The sequence below is a fragment of the Streptomyces sp. DF42 genome (assembly GCF_058267695.1).
This window is the reverse complement of sequence record NZ_CM177859.1, coordinates 9,145,734-9,160,774: the sequence shown is the minus strand read 5'-3', so window position 1 is coordinate 9,160,774 and position 15,041 is coordinate 9,145,734. Positions and strand designations below refer to the sequence as shown.

Sequence of the window (15,041 nt, the reverse complement as noted above, 5' to 3'; positions counted from 1 at the left end):
GAGAACGGGTGTGAGGTTGTTGAACGGCTCGGGCCGAGGCCTTGGCCATGGCCCGAACGGTCAAAAGGTGTCCGTCATTTCACCGGTTCGCAGCGCTCCAGCCATCCGCGGGCCTCGATCTCGCCGAGCCCGCTCCAGGACGAGGTCTCCCGTCCACGGACACTACCGACCCCACACATGCGAGACGGGGCCGGGGAGCACCACTCCCGGCCCCGCCCGTCCGCACCGGCCGGCGAACGCTCCGCTACCGCTTGGCCGCCTTCCGCGTGGCCCGCAGCCATTCCTTGTTCATGCTCGTGATGGACACCAGCGGGATGCCCTTCGGGCAGGCGGTGGCGCACTCCCCGGTCAACGTGCAGCCGCCGAAGCCCTCCTCGTCCATCTGCGCCACCATGTCGAGCACCCTCGTCTCACGCTCGGGCGCGCCCTGCGGCAGCACGTTGAGATGGTTGATCTTGGCGGAGGTGAAGAGCATCGCCGCCCCGTTCGGGCAGGCCGCCACGCATGCCCCGCAGCCGATGCACTCGGCGTGCTCGAACGCGAAGTCGGCGTCCGGTTTCGGTACGGGGGCGGCGTGCGCCTCCGGTGCGGCGCCGGTCGGGGCGGTGATGTAGCCGCCGGACTGGATGATGCGGTCGAAGGCCGAGCGGTCGACGACGAGATCCTTGATCACCGGGAAGGCGGAGGCCCGCCACGGCTCGATGTCGATCGTGTCGCCGTCCTTGAATGACCGCATGTGCAGCTGGCAGGTGGTGGTGCGCTCGGGACCGTGCGCGTCACCGTTGATCACCAGACTGCACGCGCCGCAGATGCCCTCGCGGCAGTCGTGGTCGAAGGCGACCGGGTCCTCGCCCTTGAGGATGAGCTCCTCGTTGAGGGTGTCGAGCATCTCCAGGAACGACATGTCGGAGGAGATGCCGTCCACCTCGTACGTGGACATGGCGCCGTCGGTGCCGGCGTTCTGCTGCCGCCAGACGCGCAGGGTGAGCTTCATGCGTAGCTCCGCTGAGTGGGGTGGACGTACTCGAAGACCAGGTCTTCCTTGTGCAGGGTCGGGGCCTCGCCCGTGCCCGTGAACTCCCAGGCCGCCGCGTAGCCGAACTCGTCGTCCCTGCGGGCCGCTTCGCCGTCCGGGGTCTGGGACTCCTCGCGGAAGTGGCCGCCGCAGGACTCGGCGCGGTGCAGTGCGTCGAGGCACATGAGCTCGGCGAGTTCGAGGTAGTCGACGACGCGGTTGGCCTTCTCCAGCGACTGGTTGAACTCCTCACCGGTGCCGGGCACCTTGATACGCCGCCAGAACTCCTCACGGATCTGCGGGATGCGCTCCAGGGCCTTGCGCAGACCGGAGTCCGTACGGGCCATGCCGCAGAACTCCCACATGAGTTCGCCGACTTCTCGGTGGAAGGAGTCGGGGGTGCGGTCGCCGTCGACGGACAGGAGCAGGTGGAGGCGGTCCTCGGTCTCCGCCAACACCTCCTGCACGACCGGGTGTCGGTCGGTGACCGGCTCGTGGTGCGGGTTGCGGGCGAGGTAGTCGTTGATGGTGGCCGGCAGCACGAAGTAGCCGTCGGCCAGGCCCTGCATCAGGGCGGAGGCGCCGAGGCGGTTCGCGCCGTGGTCGGAGAAGTTGGCCTCGCCGACCGCGAAGAGGCCGGGGATGGTGGTCTGCAGGTCGTAGTCGACCCACAGGCCGCCCATCGTGTAGTGCACGGCGGGGTAGATCCGCATCGGGACGCTGTACGGGTCCTCGGCGGTGATCCGCGCGTACATGTCGAAGAGGTTGCCGTACTTCTCCTCGACGGCCTTGCGGCCCATCCGCTTGATGGCGTCGGCGAAGTCCAGGTACACGCCCTGCCCGCCGGGGCCGACGCCCCTGCCCTCGTCGCAGACGTTCTTGGCGGCGCGGGAGGCGATGTCGCGCGGGACCAGGTTGCCGAAGGACGGGTAGATGCGCTCCAGGTAGTAGTCGCGCTCGTCCTCGGGGATCCTGTTCGGCGGCCGGTCGTCGCCCTTGGCCTTCGGGACCCAGATCCGGCCGTCGTTGCGCAGCGACTCGCTCATCAGGGTGAGCTTTGACTGGTGGTCGCCGGTGCGCGGAATGCAGGTCGGATGGATCTGGGTGAAGCAGGGGTTGGCGAAGTAGGCGCCGCGCCGGTGGGCCCGCCAGATCGCGGTGGCGTTGGAGTTCATGGCGTTCGTCGACAGGTAGAAGACGTTGCCGTAGCCGCCGCTGGCGAGTACGACGGCGTCCGCGAAGTACGTGTCGATCTTCCCGGTGACCAGGTCCCGGGCCACGATGCCGCGGGCCTTCCCGTCGACGACGATCAGGTCGAGCATCTCGGTGCGCGGGTGCATCTCGATGGTGCCGGCGGCGATCTGCCTGCTCAGGGCCTGGTAGGCGCCGAGCAGCAGCTGCTGGCCGGTCTGCCCGCGGGCGTAGAAGGTCCGGGAGACCTGTACGCCGCCGAAGGACCGGGTGTCGAGGAGGCCGCCGTACTCACGGGCGAACGGCACGCCCTGCGCCACGCACTGGTCGATGATCTCGACGGAGATCTGCGCGAGCCGGTGCACGTTCGACTCCCGTGCCCGGAAGTCGCCGCCCTTGACGGTGTCGTAGAACAGCCGGTGGACGGAGTCGCCGTCGTTGCGGTAGTTCTTCGCCGCGTTGATGCCGCCCTGCGCGGCGATCGAGTGGGCGCGGCGCGGGGAGTCCTGGTAGCAGAACTGGACGACGTGGTAGCCCTGTTCGGCGAGCGTGGCGCCGGCGGAGCCGCCCGCGAGACCGGTGCCGACCACGATCACCCTGTGCTTGCGCCGGTTGGCCGGGTTGACCAGCTTGGCCTCGAAACGGCGCTTGTCCCAGCGCTCGTTGACGGGGCCGGAGGGCGCCTTGTCGTCGACGACCGGCGCTCCGGTCCCGTAGTCCGCATAAGAAGTCATGTCAGCTCACCACTCCGGTCATGACGCCCACCGGTACGGCGATGAAGCCGGCCGTGAGCAGCACTGCGAGGACGTTTGCGGAGGTCTTGAGGGCGCGGTCGCGGGCGCGGCTGCCGACGCCCAGGGTCTGGGCCGCGCTCCAGAAGCCGTGCCGGATGTGCAGGCCGAGGGCGAGCATCGCGACGATGTAGATGACGTTGCCGTACCAGGTGGAGAAGGTGTCCACGACGTTCTGGTACGGGTGGCCCTCCTGGAAGCCGCCCGGGTGCACGGTGCCGGTGGTCAGGTCGAGGATGTGCCACACGATGAACAGGCCGAGGATGATCCCGCCCCAGCGCATGGTGCGCGTCGCGTAACTCGCTCCCGCCTTCTTGTGCACGTACTTGTGGGGCCGCGCCTTGATGTCGCGGCGGCTGAGCTGGTACGCGGAGACCGCGTGCGCGACGACCGCGACGACCAGCACCACCCTGATCAGCCACAGCGTCCACTCGTAGTGCATGAAGGGCTCGCCGACGGTGCGCAGCCAGTGCGCGTAGTGGTTGAACTCGCCCGCCCCGAAGAAGATCTTCAGATTGCCGATCACATGGGCGACCAGGTACAGCAGCATGATCACGCCGCTGACGGCCATCACCGTCTTCTTCCCGACGGAGCTGTCCCACACCGTGCGCGCCATCGACGGCCGTCGGTCCGTCCGCGTTGCCAGAGCCATGACTCAAGACGCTAGGGCCGAGGAGCCTCATCGGTCCAAGACATGGTCCGGCTTGATTCCATAGGCTGTGGCTATCATCGAGTCATGCAGTTCCAGCAGCTCCAGTACTTCGTTGCGGTCGCGGAGACCCGGCACTTCACCCGGGCCGCGGAGCTCGTCCATGTCGCGCAGCCGTCCCTTTCCCAGCAGATCAAGGCACTGGAGCGGGAACTCGGGGCCGGTCTGTTCCTGCGGGCACGCGGCAACATCACGCTCACCGACGCGGGCGAGGCGCTGCTGCCGCTGGCCCGCCGCATCCTGGCCGACGCGGACACGGCCCGGCACGAGGTGCAGGAGCTGGTGCAGCTGCGCAGCGGCCGGGTCCGGCTGGGCGCGACGCCCAGTGTCTGCACCGGGCTGCTGCCGGACGTGCTGCGCGCCTTCCACGACCGCTACCCGGGCGTCCGGCTGCTGATCGAGGAGGGCGGCTCCCACGATCTCGTACGGGAACTCGCCCGCGGCGCCCTCGACCTCGCCCTGGTCGTCCTGCCGCTGCCGACGCCCTCCCCGGCGCTGACGACCGTGGAGCTGCTGCGCGAGGACCTGGTGGTGGTGTCCTCTCCGGAGGCGCCCGCGCCCGGCGGTCCGGGCCGACGCACGGTCCGCGTCTCAGACCTGGAGGGAGAGCGCCTGGTGATGTTCCGGCACGGCTACGACCTGCGCGAACTGACCGTGGCCGCATGCCGCGCCGAGGGCTTCGAGCCGGACTTCGCGGTGGAGGGCGGTGAGATGGACGCGGTGCTGGGCTTCGTGCGGGCGGGGCTCGGCGTGGCCGTCGTACCCCGCATGGTCGCGACACGGTCCGGGCGCGGCCTACGGGTCACCGCGCTGGCCCGCCCCGGTCTCCACCGCACGATCGCGCTGGCCCACCGCAGCGACGTGGCCCCGCCTCGCGCGGCACGGGAGTTGCAGCGGATGCTGCTGGAGCGCTGAGCGGTCGTAGCATCGGGTTCTCTTACACGGGGGTGGGCAGGGATGAAACGGCACATCGTTGCGGTGGGCGCGGCACTACTGGGGCTGGTGGGGTGCGCGGGGAACACCGCGTCCGGCGGACCTAGGAGCCCGGCGGTCTCGTCGCCGTCCGGCGGCTCCGGGCCGACGGTGGAGACGACCTCGACGTCCGTCTCGGGCCCGTGGCGCGCGTGGACGGCGTCCCTCTCCGGCCAGGAGGCCCGCGGCAGTTGCGGCGCGACGGCGCACCAGGTGGTGTGCGCGACCGACTCCGGCCAATTCGTGGGGCGTTCGCGGAGCGGCGGCCGTATCACCTGGACCGTGCCCGCGGGCGACCACGGAAAGAGCGCCGGACTGGTCGTCGACGCGGCCGACGAACGGGCCGTGACCGGGGTCGCGGGTGTGCTCCGCGCGGCGAACCTGCGGACGGGTGCGCAGGCGTGGACCCATCAACTGCCCGCCGGCCGTGCCTACTTCGCTCTCGGCGCTGCGGACGGGGTCGTCTACGCTCTCGATGCACCGGATCCCTTCACCGACACCGCCGTCCTCGACGCCGTTCGCGCATCCGACGGCACGCCCCTGTGGCACCGGACCGTCGCCCGGAGCACGGGCGAACCCCTGGCCGCCTTCCGGGGCCGCGTCTACACGGCCGACGGCACCCGGGTCACCGCCCGCGACGCCCGCACCGGCGACACCGTGGCGACCAGCCCCGCGGGCGTCGACTGCCCACACCTCGTCACCGGCGGCCACTACCTGGTCTGCACCGGCAGCCCGTTCTCCGCCGGGGACACCTTCGCGCCCATGCGGCGCCTGGATCCGGCGACCCTGAGGCCGCTGCCGACCCCGAGGAACACGGCCGACAAGCCCGTACACGGGGTGATCTCCGACGACGGGGTCCTGGTGCTGTACGAGGCCGGCGCCGAGGACACGAGCGCGGGCGTCTGGAACGCGTACGACCTCGAGAACGACCGCAGACTGTGGAGCACGTACGCCACCGAGGCGGACGCCACCGTGGCCGACGGCCGGTTCGTGACCTTCACCCCCCGCAACGACCGCACCAATCGGGGCCGCGTGATCACGATCGACCTGCACGCCGGTCCGCAGGGGACCGGAACCGCCGCGCCCCGCATGTCCGCGGCGTACTCGCAGACCAGAGGCGGCGAACACCCCCTGGTCGTCGCGCCGGGCGGGGACACGGGCCACGTCGTCGTCATGGCCCGTACCCACGGTTCCCTGCGCTCACTGCCGCTGCCCTAGACCGGGGCGGGACTCAGCCCGTCGCGTCCACCAGCGCCAGTTCGTGCAGCCGGTCCGGTGGGCCCGGCCGGGCGTAGTACCAGCCCTGCGCGGTGTCGCAGCCCAGTATCCGCAACTGATCTGCCTGGGCGCCGGTCTCCACGCCCTCCACCGTCACCGCGAGGTCCAGGCTGTGGGCGAGGGAGACGATCCCTTCGACGATCTTGAGGTCGACGGGGTCCGCAGGGAACTGCTGCATGCTCTGGGTGAAGGAGCGGTCCAGCTTGAGGATGCTGACCGGGAGGCGGCGCAGGTTCGCCAGGTTCGAGTAGCCGGTCCCGAAGTCGTCCAGGGCGATGTCGACGCCCATTTCGGCAAGCCGGCGCAGCGGCTTGAGCAGGTCGTCGTCGGCGCCGATGAGGGCGGACTCGGTGACCTCAAGGCACAGCGCGTCCGGTGCGACGCCCGCGCGCTCCAGGATGTCGACGGTGTCCTGGACCAGGCCGGGGTGGGTGAGCTGGCACGGCGAGAGGTTGACGTTGATACGGAGCGGGCCCGCATCGTCGTACCGTTCTCGCCACTCGCGGGCCTGGCGCACCGACTGCTCCAGCACCCAGCGGCCCAACGGGACGATCAGGCCGGTGTGTTCGGCGAGCGGAATGAAGCGGTCCGGGCCGAGGACGCCGTGCTGCGGGTGCAGCCAGCGCACCAGCGCCTCGGCGCCGCGCACGCTGCCGTCGCCGAGGTGGACCAGCGGCTGGTACTCGATGAAGAACTCGCCCCGGTCCAGCGCCGTCGGCAGCGCGGTGGTCAGCCCGTGCCGGGTGATGGCGCGGGCGTCGGCCTCCTCGTCGGCGAGCTCGAAGCGGTTGCCGCCCGCCGACTTGGCCCGGTACATGGTGATGTCGGCGCTGCGCAGCACCTCCGCCGGGCTGCGCTCCCCCGCCGGCCCCTCGACGATGCCGATGCTGCCGCGCACGGTGAGGTCACGGCCGTCGACGCTGATCGGGGTGACCAGCGCGTTCATGATGCGGGCGGCGAGTTCGTCGACCTCGTGCTGCGTGTCGGCGCCGGTGGTCAGCGCCACGAACTCGTCGCCGCCGAGCCGGGCGACCATCTCGCCGGGCGCGGTCGTGCACGCCTGCAGCCGGTCGGCGACCTCGACGAGCATCCGGTCGCCGGCCGCGTGGCCGAGGCTGTCGTTGACGGTCTTGAAGCCGTCGAGGTCGAGGTAGCACAGACCGAACCGCTGGCCGCTGCCCGCGCCCAGCGCCTTCTCCAGGCGCTCGAAGAAGAAGGTGCGGTTGGGCAGGCCGGTGAGCGCGTCGTGGGTGGCCTCGTAGCGCAGCCGCAGATTGAGCAGCCGGCGTTCGGTGGTGTCCTCCATGAGGGCCAGCTGGTACTGCGGGGTGCCGTCCGCGTCGCGCAGCAGGGAGACCGTCAGGTTGGTCCACAGGACCGTGCCGTCAGGTCGGTAGAACGCCTTCTCGAGGTGGTAGTGCTCGCGCTCGCCGCGGACGAGTTCGTCGTAGAGCGTCCAGGTCTGCGGCGCGTCCTCGGGGTGGGTCCACTCCTGGACCCTGCGGCCGCGGATCATCTGGTCGCTGAGGCCGAACATACGCAGCAGGGCGCCGTTGACCTGCAGGACGTTGCCTTCGAGGTCGGCGATGCCGATTCCTATGGCCGCGCCCTCGAAGACCGCGCGGAAGCGGGCCTCGGTGTCGTGCAGCGCCTGCGCCACCAGACCCTGCGCCTTCAGGGCGGCCGCGGAGATCGCCTCCTGCTCGGCCAGCGTCCGTTCACGCAGCGCCTGCGCGAACCCCGCGGCCATGGCGTGCTGCAACCGCGCCGAACGCGCCCGCAGTTCCTCCCGGTCGCCGCCCTCGCCGCAGTAGAGCACCAGGTAGGCGTCGACGCAGTCCAGGGTGCGGGTGAGCGCCTCCGGGTCGGTGCAGTGCGCGCCGACCAGGGCCGCGCCGACCGCCCTGCCCTCGTCCGCGTCGAGCGTCCGGGTGTGCAGCGCCTCACTCAACCGCCGGGCCAGCGGCAGGAGTTGCTGCTCGAACTCCGGCCGGGTCAGCGACGTCGAAGTCACCGGGAAGACCGCCCGGCTCCAGATCGTCGCGAACCTGCGCAGTCTGTCGAACGGCCCGTCCGGTTCCGCGGTCACGCCGTACGCCCTACGCCGACGAACCCGGAGAATGCATAAGGATCCTCGTCCTCCGGTGCCGTCTCGGGCCGCCAGTGCGGCATCGACACCAGTCCCGGTTCCACCATGTCGTACCCCTCGAAGAACCGCGCGATGTCGTCGCGCGAACGCATGATCAGCGGGTTGCGAATGTCCTTGTACACGTCCACCGTGCCCGCCGCCCGCTCGGCGGGGAGCGGGATTCCCTCGTACGAGGCATGGGTGAGGATCAGCAGGCTGCCGGGCGCGAGCGCGTCGCGCAGTTCGGCCACCGCCCCGTACGGGTCGTCCTCGTCTTCCACGAAGTGCAGTATGGCAACGAGAAGGAGCGCCACTGGCCGGTTCAGGTCGATCAGTCGCTCCACTTCCGCGCTGGCGAGGATCTCCTGGGGCTTGCGGAGGTCGGCGGCGACGACGCCCGCGCCCTCGTTGCCCGCGAGGACCGCCTCGCTGTGCGCGACGGCGACCGGGTCGTGGTCGACGTACACGACGTGCGCGCCGGGCCGGGCCGCCTGGGCCACCTCGTGGGAGTTGCCGAAGGTGGGAATGCCCGAACCGATGTCCAGGAACTGGTCGATGCCCTCGTCCACGGCGAAGCGCACGGCCCGGCGCATGAAGGCACGGTTCGCCTGCATGATCTTGGGGAGCCCCGGCATGAACTCCATCGCCTTGCGGGCCGCGTCCCGGTCGACCTCGAAGTTGTGCGAACCGCCCAGGTAGTAGTCGTAGATGCGGGAGACACTGGGCACCGAGATGTCGATGCTTCGTGGGGCCCAGGCGGGACGCTCCATCTATCTCTCCAAGGCGTTGGCGATCCGGTGTTCGAGCTGAGGCTACTGATCGCCTGCCAACGGGGCGAGCCGAAACGGAAATTGACCGTCCGTTCCCGGTCACTGCCTGTGGCACTTGCCGCATTCGTCCCGCACTGCGCCACCCCCGGGGGCCAACCCCCGGCCCTCCGGCGGCGCAACGCAAAGGGGCCCGCCCCCTCCGTGCGGTGCGGAGGGGGCGGGCCACGGTCGTACGCGCTGTCCGGTGCAATCAACCCTGGGGAGGTGACGGCTACTTCTTCGGCGCGCCGACCGGCTTTCCGTCGGGCGACATGGCGTACCACGTGCCGCCCACGCCCTGGCCGTTGGTCTCCCCGGGCGCCTTGTCACCGGAGAAGGTGTACGCCGGCCAGCAGTCGACGGTCATCTGCTTGACACCGTCGGGGCGGGTGAAGCCCATCAGGCCCTTCTTCTCGATTCCCTTGGTGTCGTTGGGCTGGACCGGGGCGACGGCCGGCCACTTCTCCGCGCAGGAACCGGTGCAGTTGGAGATCGGTTTGGGCCAGGCCACGTCCTTCAGGAAGCGGTAGACCGTCATGCCGTTCTTGTCGACGACGATCTTGCCGAGCTTGGGGTCGGTGCGCACGGACAGGCCCGGCAGGCTCGCGAGCGTGGCCTTCTTGCCGTCGGGGGCGAGCGCGAACCACTTGCCGCCCACGCCCTGGCCGGCGATGTCCCCGGCCTTGGAGTCCTTCGCATAGCGGTACGCGGGCCAGCCGCTGATGGTCAGCTGCTTGGTGCCGTCGGCCCGGGTGACCTCGCCGAGCAGGGCCTTGTCGATTCCGGCGCCGGCCGTGGCGTCGTCCGCGGGAACCGGCGGCCAGGTCTTGGCACAGTCGCCGTCGCAGCTCGACTTGGGCGGCTCGGCGGTGTCCGCGTCGAAGCGGTACAGGGTCAGACCACCGCCGTCCGTCAGCACCTTGCCGAGCTCGGCGTTCCGGGTGACGGCAAGCTTGCCCGCGGCCGAGGCCTGGGCCGCGGAGCCCTGCCCGTCGGCCCCGTAGCCGTTGCTGGGGCTGGCGGCGGTGGTGCCGCCGGCGCCGACGCTGCCGTAATCGCCCGCCGCGGCCGTGGCCCCGACGTTCTGACTGCCTACGGAGGAAGTGCCGCTGTCCTGGCCGCACGCCGTCGTCAGGGCCAGCATGGCCGCGGCGCCCACCACATACGAGGCGCTCCGCCAGGAGGTCTTCATCGTCAACAACTCCCCATAATCACAACGGTGTTGCAGCGCCCTGCTGCTCCGCTGCACGAGCATGGGTACGAATGGGACCCGCGGTTGTGTTCAACCGCCTCACACATTTCTTTCCGGAACCTGCGACACCGGCACTCCATATCGCACATACATGCACATCTACGGCCGCCCGGGTGCACGCCGGTCAAACCACCGCACGCCCTTCATCCCCCGTTCGGACCAATCCCGGCGCGCTCCGGCGTGCCTCGGCGCGCCAAGGCTCATGATCTTCGTCGTGTATGGACCCGAACCGACCCAAACCGCCTTCGCCGCAAGGGCGTTGGCGCTGGTGGCGCTGACCTGGCTGCTGGTGGGGGCACCGGCCGGCGCGGCGACGGCCGACGCCTGCGCATACGCCTCGGCCGGCCCGGACGGCATACAGGCGGTGGCGGTCGCCGGAGACCTGTCCTGGCCGACTCCCCCGGTGTGCCCCCCGCCGACGCCGACACCGACCCCCACACCGGCACCCAAGCCCTCGCCGACACCGCCCGAGCCGAAGCCACCCCCTCCGGCGCCCACGCCCACCCCAAAGCCGAGACCCACGCCGAAGCCGACCCCGAAACCCGAACCGCCGCCCGCCTCGCCCTCTCCGGCGCCTGCGCGGCCCGCGCCACCACGCCCGACCCCGAGCCCGACTCCCCCGCCCGCGCCGACCCCTCCGGCTCCGGCTCCGCCCCCCACTCCGACGCTGTCGGCCAAGCCCACCCCCCGTCCGGTCGCGGCCCCGGTGACCTATCCGCACTACCGGACGCCGGTGCGCAAGAGGCCGTCGCACGGCGCTGCGTCACCGATCGTCTTTGTCCTGATCATCACGGCGCCCGCCGTGATCGCCGTCGCCGCCCTGCGGCCGCGCTGAGTTCTGGAGGCATCTCTTGCCGGAATGGCTTGTTCTCACCCTCGCGATGCTGGCCGCCTGCGCCGTCGTGGTCATCATCACCTTCGTGCGGCACCGGGCCGCGCCCGAGGACGAGGACCCCAACGAGACCCCTGACGTCATCGAGTACATGACCATGTGGATCGGCGTCGTGTATGCCATCGTCCTGGGCCTGGCCATCGCCGGCGTGTGGGAGGGACGCAGCGCCGCCCAGGACCACGTACAGGCGGAGGCCGTCGCACTGCACGAGATCTCGGAGCGGGTACGGGTCTATCCGGCCGACGCACGCAACCGGATTCGGGACGATGTCAACACCTATGTCGGACAGGTCGTCAACACCGAGTGGAAGACGATGGCCGACGACGGCCGTCTCACCTCTCGTGGCGACGAACTCTTCGCCCGCATCCGCCAGGACGTCACCGACTACCAGCCGAAGACGGACTTCGAGGCCCAGGCGTACCAGCCGCTCCTGGACCAGGTCACCGCGGCGGACCAGGCCCGCAGTGCCCGGGCCGACTCGATGGGGGCGACCATGCCGGGCGTGGTGTGGTTCGGGCTGCTCGCCGGGGCCGTGGTCACCATCGGCATGATCTTCGCCCTGCAGATCCGGCGCACCACGCGTGAACTGATCCTCGCCGGGCTGTTCTCCGCCCTGATCGCCTTCCTGCTGTTCCTCATCTGGGACTTCGACGCGCCGTACACCCGGGGCATCACCGCCTCGGCGTCACCGTTCCTGAACCTCTTCCCGCACATCCGGTCCTGACCGGCACTCACCCGACGAACCGCCGGGGGACGCGCGCCACGCCGTCACCGTCCCCTGGCCGGCCCACACGGTTGCCCCATTCGCGCTACTCCGATCGCGCGCACGCACACCTGTTCCTAGCGTTTCGGTCATCGAGGTGCATCTTCCCTGAAAGCGGAAAGGGTCCGCAGCTGCTCCTCGGGGACCGGAGGAACACCATGCGCGCGATACGCGTCGCCTCTGCCGGACTGCTGGGCCTCGGCGCCCTGGCCCTCTCCGCACCGGCCGCCGTCGCCAGAGGCGACGGCCACAACATCACCCCCTTCGCCTTCAGCGTGCTGCCCTCGACCGTCGCGGCCGGTGCCCAGGTCACGCTTCATGTGAACCGGGACGGCGACTGCAAAGGACCGGCGACGGTCAGATCGGCGGTGTTCGACACGGTCACCATCCGGCGGGGCAGTTCCTGGGCACAGGCGAAGGTCGACTGGGACGCCAAGCCGGGCGCCGTGTACCGGGTGACGTTCACCTGTGACGGTGCCAGCGGTTCCACGGATCTGACCATCGCCGGCGGCCACCCGCACCACCCGACGCCCGTACCGGTCAACCCCACGGTGGTGCCCGTCACTCCCAGCCGCGGCGTGCACGCCGGTGAGGGCGGCAGCATCGCCGGGTTCGACCTCAAGGAGATCGGGATGGGCGCGGCGCTCATCGCGGGCTCGTTCGGGGCGGCGTACCACTTCTCGCGCCGCCGCAACGGCGAGGAAGACGCTTGAGGACAGGCTGCCCGAGGGCAGGACTTCGCCCCGGAACCCTCAACAGGTTCCGGGGCGAAGTCCTGCCGGAAGGGGTCAGATGCGCTTCTCGGACCTCCGGCGCAACCAGAACACCCCGCCGGCCGCGACAGCCGCGGCCACGAGCCCGCCGCCGATGGCCACGTCGGTCGGGGTCGCCCCGCTGGAGGTGCTGCCACCGAGACCGCCCTGGACGCCGCCGATGACGGTGAAGGCGGCCGGGTTCGTCAGGGTCTTGCCGTTGCAGTTGACGGTGATGCTGTGCGAACCCGTCCGCGCGTTCCTGTTGACCGTCGCGGTGCCCCTGGCCGTGTTGGTGTTTCTGACCGGCGTCAGAGGCGTGGGCTGGAACGCATCCGAGGTCGCCGTACCGCCGCCCGGGCAGCCGTCGACGGTGATGGTCAACTGCCCGCCACGGGCGATGACACTGGGCAGGGCGACGATGTTGGTCGGGCTGATGTTCATGCCGTCCCGCGCGACGGCCACCGGCGCGGCGAGGCCGAGGGCGGCGACCGCGACGGCAGAGACCGCCAGGGCACGATGAGTACTCATGTGATCCTCCGCGGAAGACGCCCCGGGGCCCGTCCCCGGTCTGTCGGCGAGAAAGCGTCTCCCAGAAAAACCCTCAGTTGCCCTGGACTCGCCCGCATTTCGGCGATGGTCCGTCCTGGTGAGAGGACACGCCGGGCTTTTGCCGCGCATTCGGATATCGCCGCAGGTCACGGACCGTCAGAAAATTCCTGGTCCGCCGCGACTCGGATGGCGCACCGACGCGTGGAAGCCACCCGTTCGCTTCTGTCCCGTCGCCGGTTTCCCCCGCGGCATCTAGCGTTGTCCTCATGCGCGAATGGCGGGGCGACGGCCGCGTCGAGAGGGGAAACGAATGTCTGCGTCCGAGTTGGCCGAACTGGCTGAAGAGGAGGAGCGGCGGAGGAAGCGTGCTCCTTGGGGCGTGATAGCGCTTGTTCTGCTGACCGGCCTCGCGCTCATTCGGAACGGCTCGGGAGAGTTCGACGTGGGTCCGCCGCAGCCCGCCTCCGCGGCCGCCGCCGACAGCCGCGTCCCCGGCGCCACGGGCACCGTCCAGCCGCTGCCGTACGCCCTGCCCGACCGGGTCAGGATCCCCACGATCCGGGTCGACGCGCCGGTCCTGCCGGTGGGCCTGGACTCGGACGGCTGGGTCGCGGCGCCGCCCCCGGAGGACCCGAATCTGGCGGGCTGGTTCACCGGCGGTGTCTCTCCCGGCGAGAAGGGCACCGCGGTGGTGGTCGGTCACGTCGACAACAAGCAGGGCCCTGCCGTTTTCTACAACCTCGGCGCACTGAAGAAGGGAAATCGCGTCGAGGTCGCCCGCAAGGACGGAAAGACAGCCGTATTCGAGATCTACGGCATCGAGGTCTTCGACAAGAACAACTTCCCCGGCGACCGCGTCTACGCGTCCAAAGGCAGCCCCGAACTGCGGGTCATCACCTGCGGGGGCGGTTTCTCGAAGCAGCACGGTTACGACGGGAATGTCGTCGCCTTCGCGCGCCTGGTCGAGGTCCGCTGAGGATTCCCCCGACCGTGCGGCCGGAATCCGGTTATGCGTGTCGCCTTCTCGGCAGGGTGATGCGGTAGCCGGAAGCCAGTAGTTGCGGCAGATAGGTGCGCAGGGCCCGGACACTCTGGGAACGGTTGCCCCCGGCGTCGTGCGAGAGCACCACGACACCGGGGGCGGCGCCGTCCTCGACGCGGTGGACGATGGTGCGGGTGCCGGGGGTGGTCCAGTCGAGGCTGTCGACCGTCCAGGCGAGGGGCTCCATGCCCATCTCGGCGCCGAGTTGGAAGGCCGCGCGGTTCCAGGCACCGTAGGGGGCACGGAACCACGCGGGCGGCTCCCCGTACGCCTTCTCGATGACGTCGCTGGTGCGCTCCATCTCGGAGCGGATCCGGGAGCGCCTCAGACGGGTCAGCAGGGGGTGGGTCCAGGTGTGGTTGCCGACGATGTGGCCGTCGTCGGCCATCCGCGCCAGCAGGTCCTGGTTGTCGAGGGCCATCTCCCCGCACACGAAGAACATGGCGCGGACGTCGTGCTCGGCCAGGGTGTCCAGGATCTGCGGGGTGTAGCGGGGGTCGGGCCCGTCGTCGAAGGTCAGCACCATCGTGCGACCGCGGCCGGACATGCGCAGGAACGGCTCGTGCCGCACGGGCGTCCTGCCGGGTGCCGCACGCGGCGGCCCGCCGTACCCGGTCAGGGGCTGGAGACGATAGGCGGACGGCGTGGGCGCGGAGCCGGCCTGGGGGCCGGCGACGGGGGCAGTGGGGGTGGGGCCAGTGGGGGTGGGCGCGTGCCGGACCGGCTCCTCGCCCCCACTCAGCGCGAGGGCGCCACCGGTGCCGGCCGCGCCCAGAGCGGCGGCGACGGCGATCAACGCCCGGCGTCGTGTGAGCAACTGATCCTTCTTCATGACTCATCAGTCGCCCGCCTGAAGGCCGACGCTCCCCAGCAACACCGAAGCGGCGGCAGAAAT

General features: G+C 70.5%; 14 protein-coding genes. 6 read left to right on the top strand and 8 right to left on the bottom strand.

Annotated elements, in window-relative coordinates; all coding sequences use genetic code 11:
- Positions 1 to 244: 244 nt before the first annotated feature.
- From ACYUED_RS42015 to ACYUED_RS42005, 3 genes are read right to left on the bottom strand one after another with little or no spacing between them, the layout of a single operon-like run.
- Positions 245 to 994, bottom strand: coding sequence for a succinate dehydrogenase/fumarate reductase iron-sulfur subunit (locus ACYUED_RS42015; RefSeq protein ID WP_491289650.1), 750 nt, complete (start codon positions 992 to 994; stop codon positions 245 to 247).
- Positions 991 to 2,940 (bottom strand): fumarate reductase/succinate dehydrogenase flavoprotein subunit, encoded by a 1,950-nt coding sequence (locus ACYUED_RS42010; protein ID WP_491289649.1) that lies wholly within the window; start codon positions 2,938 to 2,940, stop codon positions 991 to 993. The genes ACYUED_RS42015 and ACYUED_RS42010 overlap by 4 nt, the downstream gene beginning before the upstream one ends.
- A gap of 1 nt (position 2,941) precedes the next feature.
- Positions 2,942 to 3,613, bottom strand: coding sequence for a succinate dehydrogenase (locus ACYUED_RS42005; protein WP_491294683.1), 672 nt, complete (start codon positions 3,611 to 3,613; stop codon positions 2,942 to 2,944).
- A gap of 120 nt (positions 3,614 to 3,733) precedes the next feature.
- Between ACYUED_RS42005 and ACYUED_RS42000 the strand changes: the two genes are divergently transcribed.
- Positions 3,734 to 4,621, top strand: a complete 888-nt coding sequence (locus tag ACYUED_RS42000) for a LysR family transcriptional regulator (protein ID WP_491289648.1) — start codon at positions 3,734 to 3,736, stop codon at positions 4,619 to 4,621.
- A gap of 42 nt (positions 4,622 to 4,663) precedes the next feature.
- Positions 4,664 to 5,896 (top strand): outer membrane protein assembly factor BamB family protein, encoded by a 1,233-nt coding sequence (locus ACYUED_RS41995; RefSeq protein WP_491289647.1) that lies wholly within the window; start codon positions 4,664 to 4,666, stop codon positions 5,894 to 5,896.
- 13 nt (positions 5,897 to 5,909) lie between these two features.
- On the opposite strand, the gene ACYUED_RS41990 is transcribed toward ACYUED_RS41995, so the two are convergent.
- The 3 genes from ACYUED_RS41990 to ACYUED_RS41980 form a co-directional block, all read right to left on the bottom strand.
- A complete protein-coding gene (locus ACYUED_RS41990; protein WP_491289646.1) occupies positions 5,910 to 8,045 on the bottom strand; it encodes a putative bifunctional diguanylate cyclase/phosphodiesterase in 2,136 nt (711 codons plus the stop codon).
- Complete coding sequence (locus ACYUED_RS41985; RefSeq protein WP_491289645.1) at positions 8,042 to 8,854, bottom strand: SAM-dependent methyltransferase; 813 nt, start codon at positions 8,852 to 8,854, stop codon at positions 8,042 to 8,044. Before ACYUED_RS41985 ends, ACYUED_RS41990 begins: the two co-directional genes overlap by 4 nt.
- Positions 8,855 to 9,125: 271 nt before the next feature.
- Positions 9,126 to 10,085, bottom strand: coding sequence for an SCO0930 family lipoprotein (locus tag ACYUED_RS41980; RefSeq protein WP_491289644.1), 960 nt, complete (start codon positions 10,083 to 10,085; stop codon positions 9,126 to 9,128).
- 274 nt (positions 10,086 to 10,359) lie between these two features.
- On the opposite strand from ACYUED_RS41980, the gene ACYUED_RS41975 reads away from it, so the two are divergent.
- The 3 genes from ACYUED_RS41975 to ACYUED_RS41965 all read left to right on the top strand — a co-directional run bounded on the left by ACYUED_RS41975 (position 10,360) and on the right by ACYUED_RS41965 (position 12,513).
- Entirely contained in the window at positions 10,360 to 10,980 is a 621-nt protein-coding gene (locus ACYUED_RS41975; RefSeq protein ID WP_491289643.1) for a hypothetical protein, read from the top strand.
- A 16-nt stretch (positions 10,981 to 10,996) separates the two neighbouring features.
- Positions 10,997 to 11,761, top strand: a complete 765-nt coding sequence (locus ACYUED_RS41970) for a bestrophin-like domain (protein WP_491289642.1) — start codon at positions 10,997 to 10,999, stop codon at positions 11,759 to 11,761.
- A 197-nt stretch (positions 11,762 to 11,958) separates the two neighbouring features.
- Positions 11,959 to 12,513, top strand: a complete 555-nt coding sequence (locus ACYUED_RS41965; RefSeq protein ID WP_491289641.1) for a hypothetical protein — start codon at positions 11,959 to 11,961, stop codon at positions 12,511 to 12,513.
- A gap of 75 nt (positions 12,514 to 12,588) precedes the next feature.
- On the opposite strand, the gene ACYUED_RS41960 is transcribed toward ACYUED_RS41965, so the two are convergent.
- Positions 12,589 to 13,083 (bottom strand): hypothetical protein, encoded by a 495-nt coding sequence (locus ACYUED_RS41960; RefSeq protein WP_491289640.1) that lies wholly within the window; start codon positions 13,081 to 13,083, stop codon positions 12,589 to 12,591.
- Between the two features lie 331 nt (positions 13,084 to 13,414).
- Between ACYUED_RS41960 and ACYUED_RS41955 the strand changes: the two genes are divergently transcribed.
- Positions 13,415 to 14,080 (top strand): class F sortase, encoded by a 666-nt coding sequence (locus ACYUED_RS41955; protein ID WP_491289639.1) that lies wholly within the window; start codon positions 13,415 to 13,417, stop codon positions 14,078 to 14,080.
- Between the two features lie 31 nt (positions 14,081 to 14,111).
- On the opposite strand, the gene ACYUED_RS41950 is transcribed toward ACYUED_RS41955, so the two are convergent.
- Complete coding sequence (locus ACYUED_RS41950) at positions 14,112 to 14,978, bottom strand: polysaccharide deacetylase family protein (protein WP_491289638.1); 867 nt, start codon at positions 14,976 to 14,978, stop codon at positions 14,112 to 14,114.
- Positions 14,979 to 15,041: the final 63 nt, after the last annotated feature.

What these genes read in the sequence shown, in the direction of transcription:
- ACYUED_RS42015 (WP_491289650.1), bottom strand. Translation starts at nt 994, where the DNA reads ATGAAGCTCACCCTGCGCGTCTGGCGGCAGCAGAACGCCGGCACCGAC.
- ACYUED_RS42010 (WP_491289649.1), bottom strand. Translation starts at nt 2,940, where the DNA reads ATGACTTCTTATGCGGACTACGGGACCGGAGCGCCGGTCGTCGACGAC.
- ACYUED_RS42005 (WP_491294683.1), bottom strand. Translation starts at nt 3,613, where the DNA reads ATGGCGCGCACGGTGTGGGACAGCTCCGTCGGGAAGAAGACGGTGATG.
- ACYUED_RS42000 (WP_491289648.1), top strand. Translation starts at nt 3,734, where the DNA reads ATGCAGTTCCAGCAGCTCCAGTACTTCGTTGCGGTCGCGGAGACCCGG.
- ACYUED_RS41995 (WP_491289647.1), top strand. Translation starts at nt 4,664, where the DNA reads ATGAAACGGCACATCGTTGCGGTGGGCGCGGCACTACTGGGGCTGGTG.
- ACYUED_RS41985 (WP_491289645.1), bottom strand. Translation starts at nt 8,854, where the DNA reads ATGGAGCGTCCCGCCTGGGCCCCACGAAGCATCGACATCTCGGTGCCC.
- ACYUED_RS41980 (WP_491289644.1), bottom strand. Translation starts at nt 10,085, where the DNA reads ATGAAGACCTCCTGGCGGAGCGCCTCGTATGTGGTGGGCGCCGCGGCC.
- ACYUED_RS41965 (WP_491289641.1), top strand. Translation starts at nt 11,959, where the DNA reads ATGCGCGCGATACGCGTCGCCTCTGCCGGACTGCTGGGCCTCGGCGCC.
- ACYUED_RS41960 (WP_491289640.1), bottom strand. Translation starts at nt 13,083, where the DNA reads ATGAGTACTCATCGTGCCCTGGCGGTCTCTGCCGTCGCGGTCGCCGCC.
- ACYUED_RS41955 (WP_491289639.1), top strand. Translation starts at nt 13,415, where the DNA reads ATGTCTGCGTCCGAGTTGGCCGAACTGGCTGAAGAGGAGGAGCGGCGG.
- ACYUED_RS41950 (WP_491289638.1), bottom strand. Translation starts at nt 14,978, where the DNA reads ATGAAGAAGGATCAGTTGCTCACACGACGCCGGGCGTTGATCGCCGTC.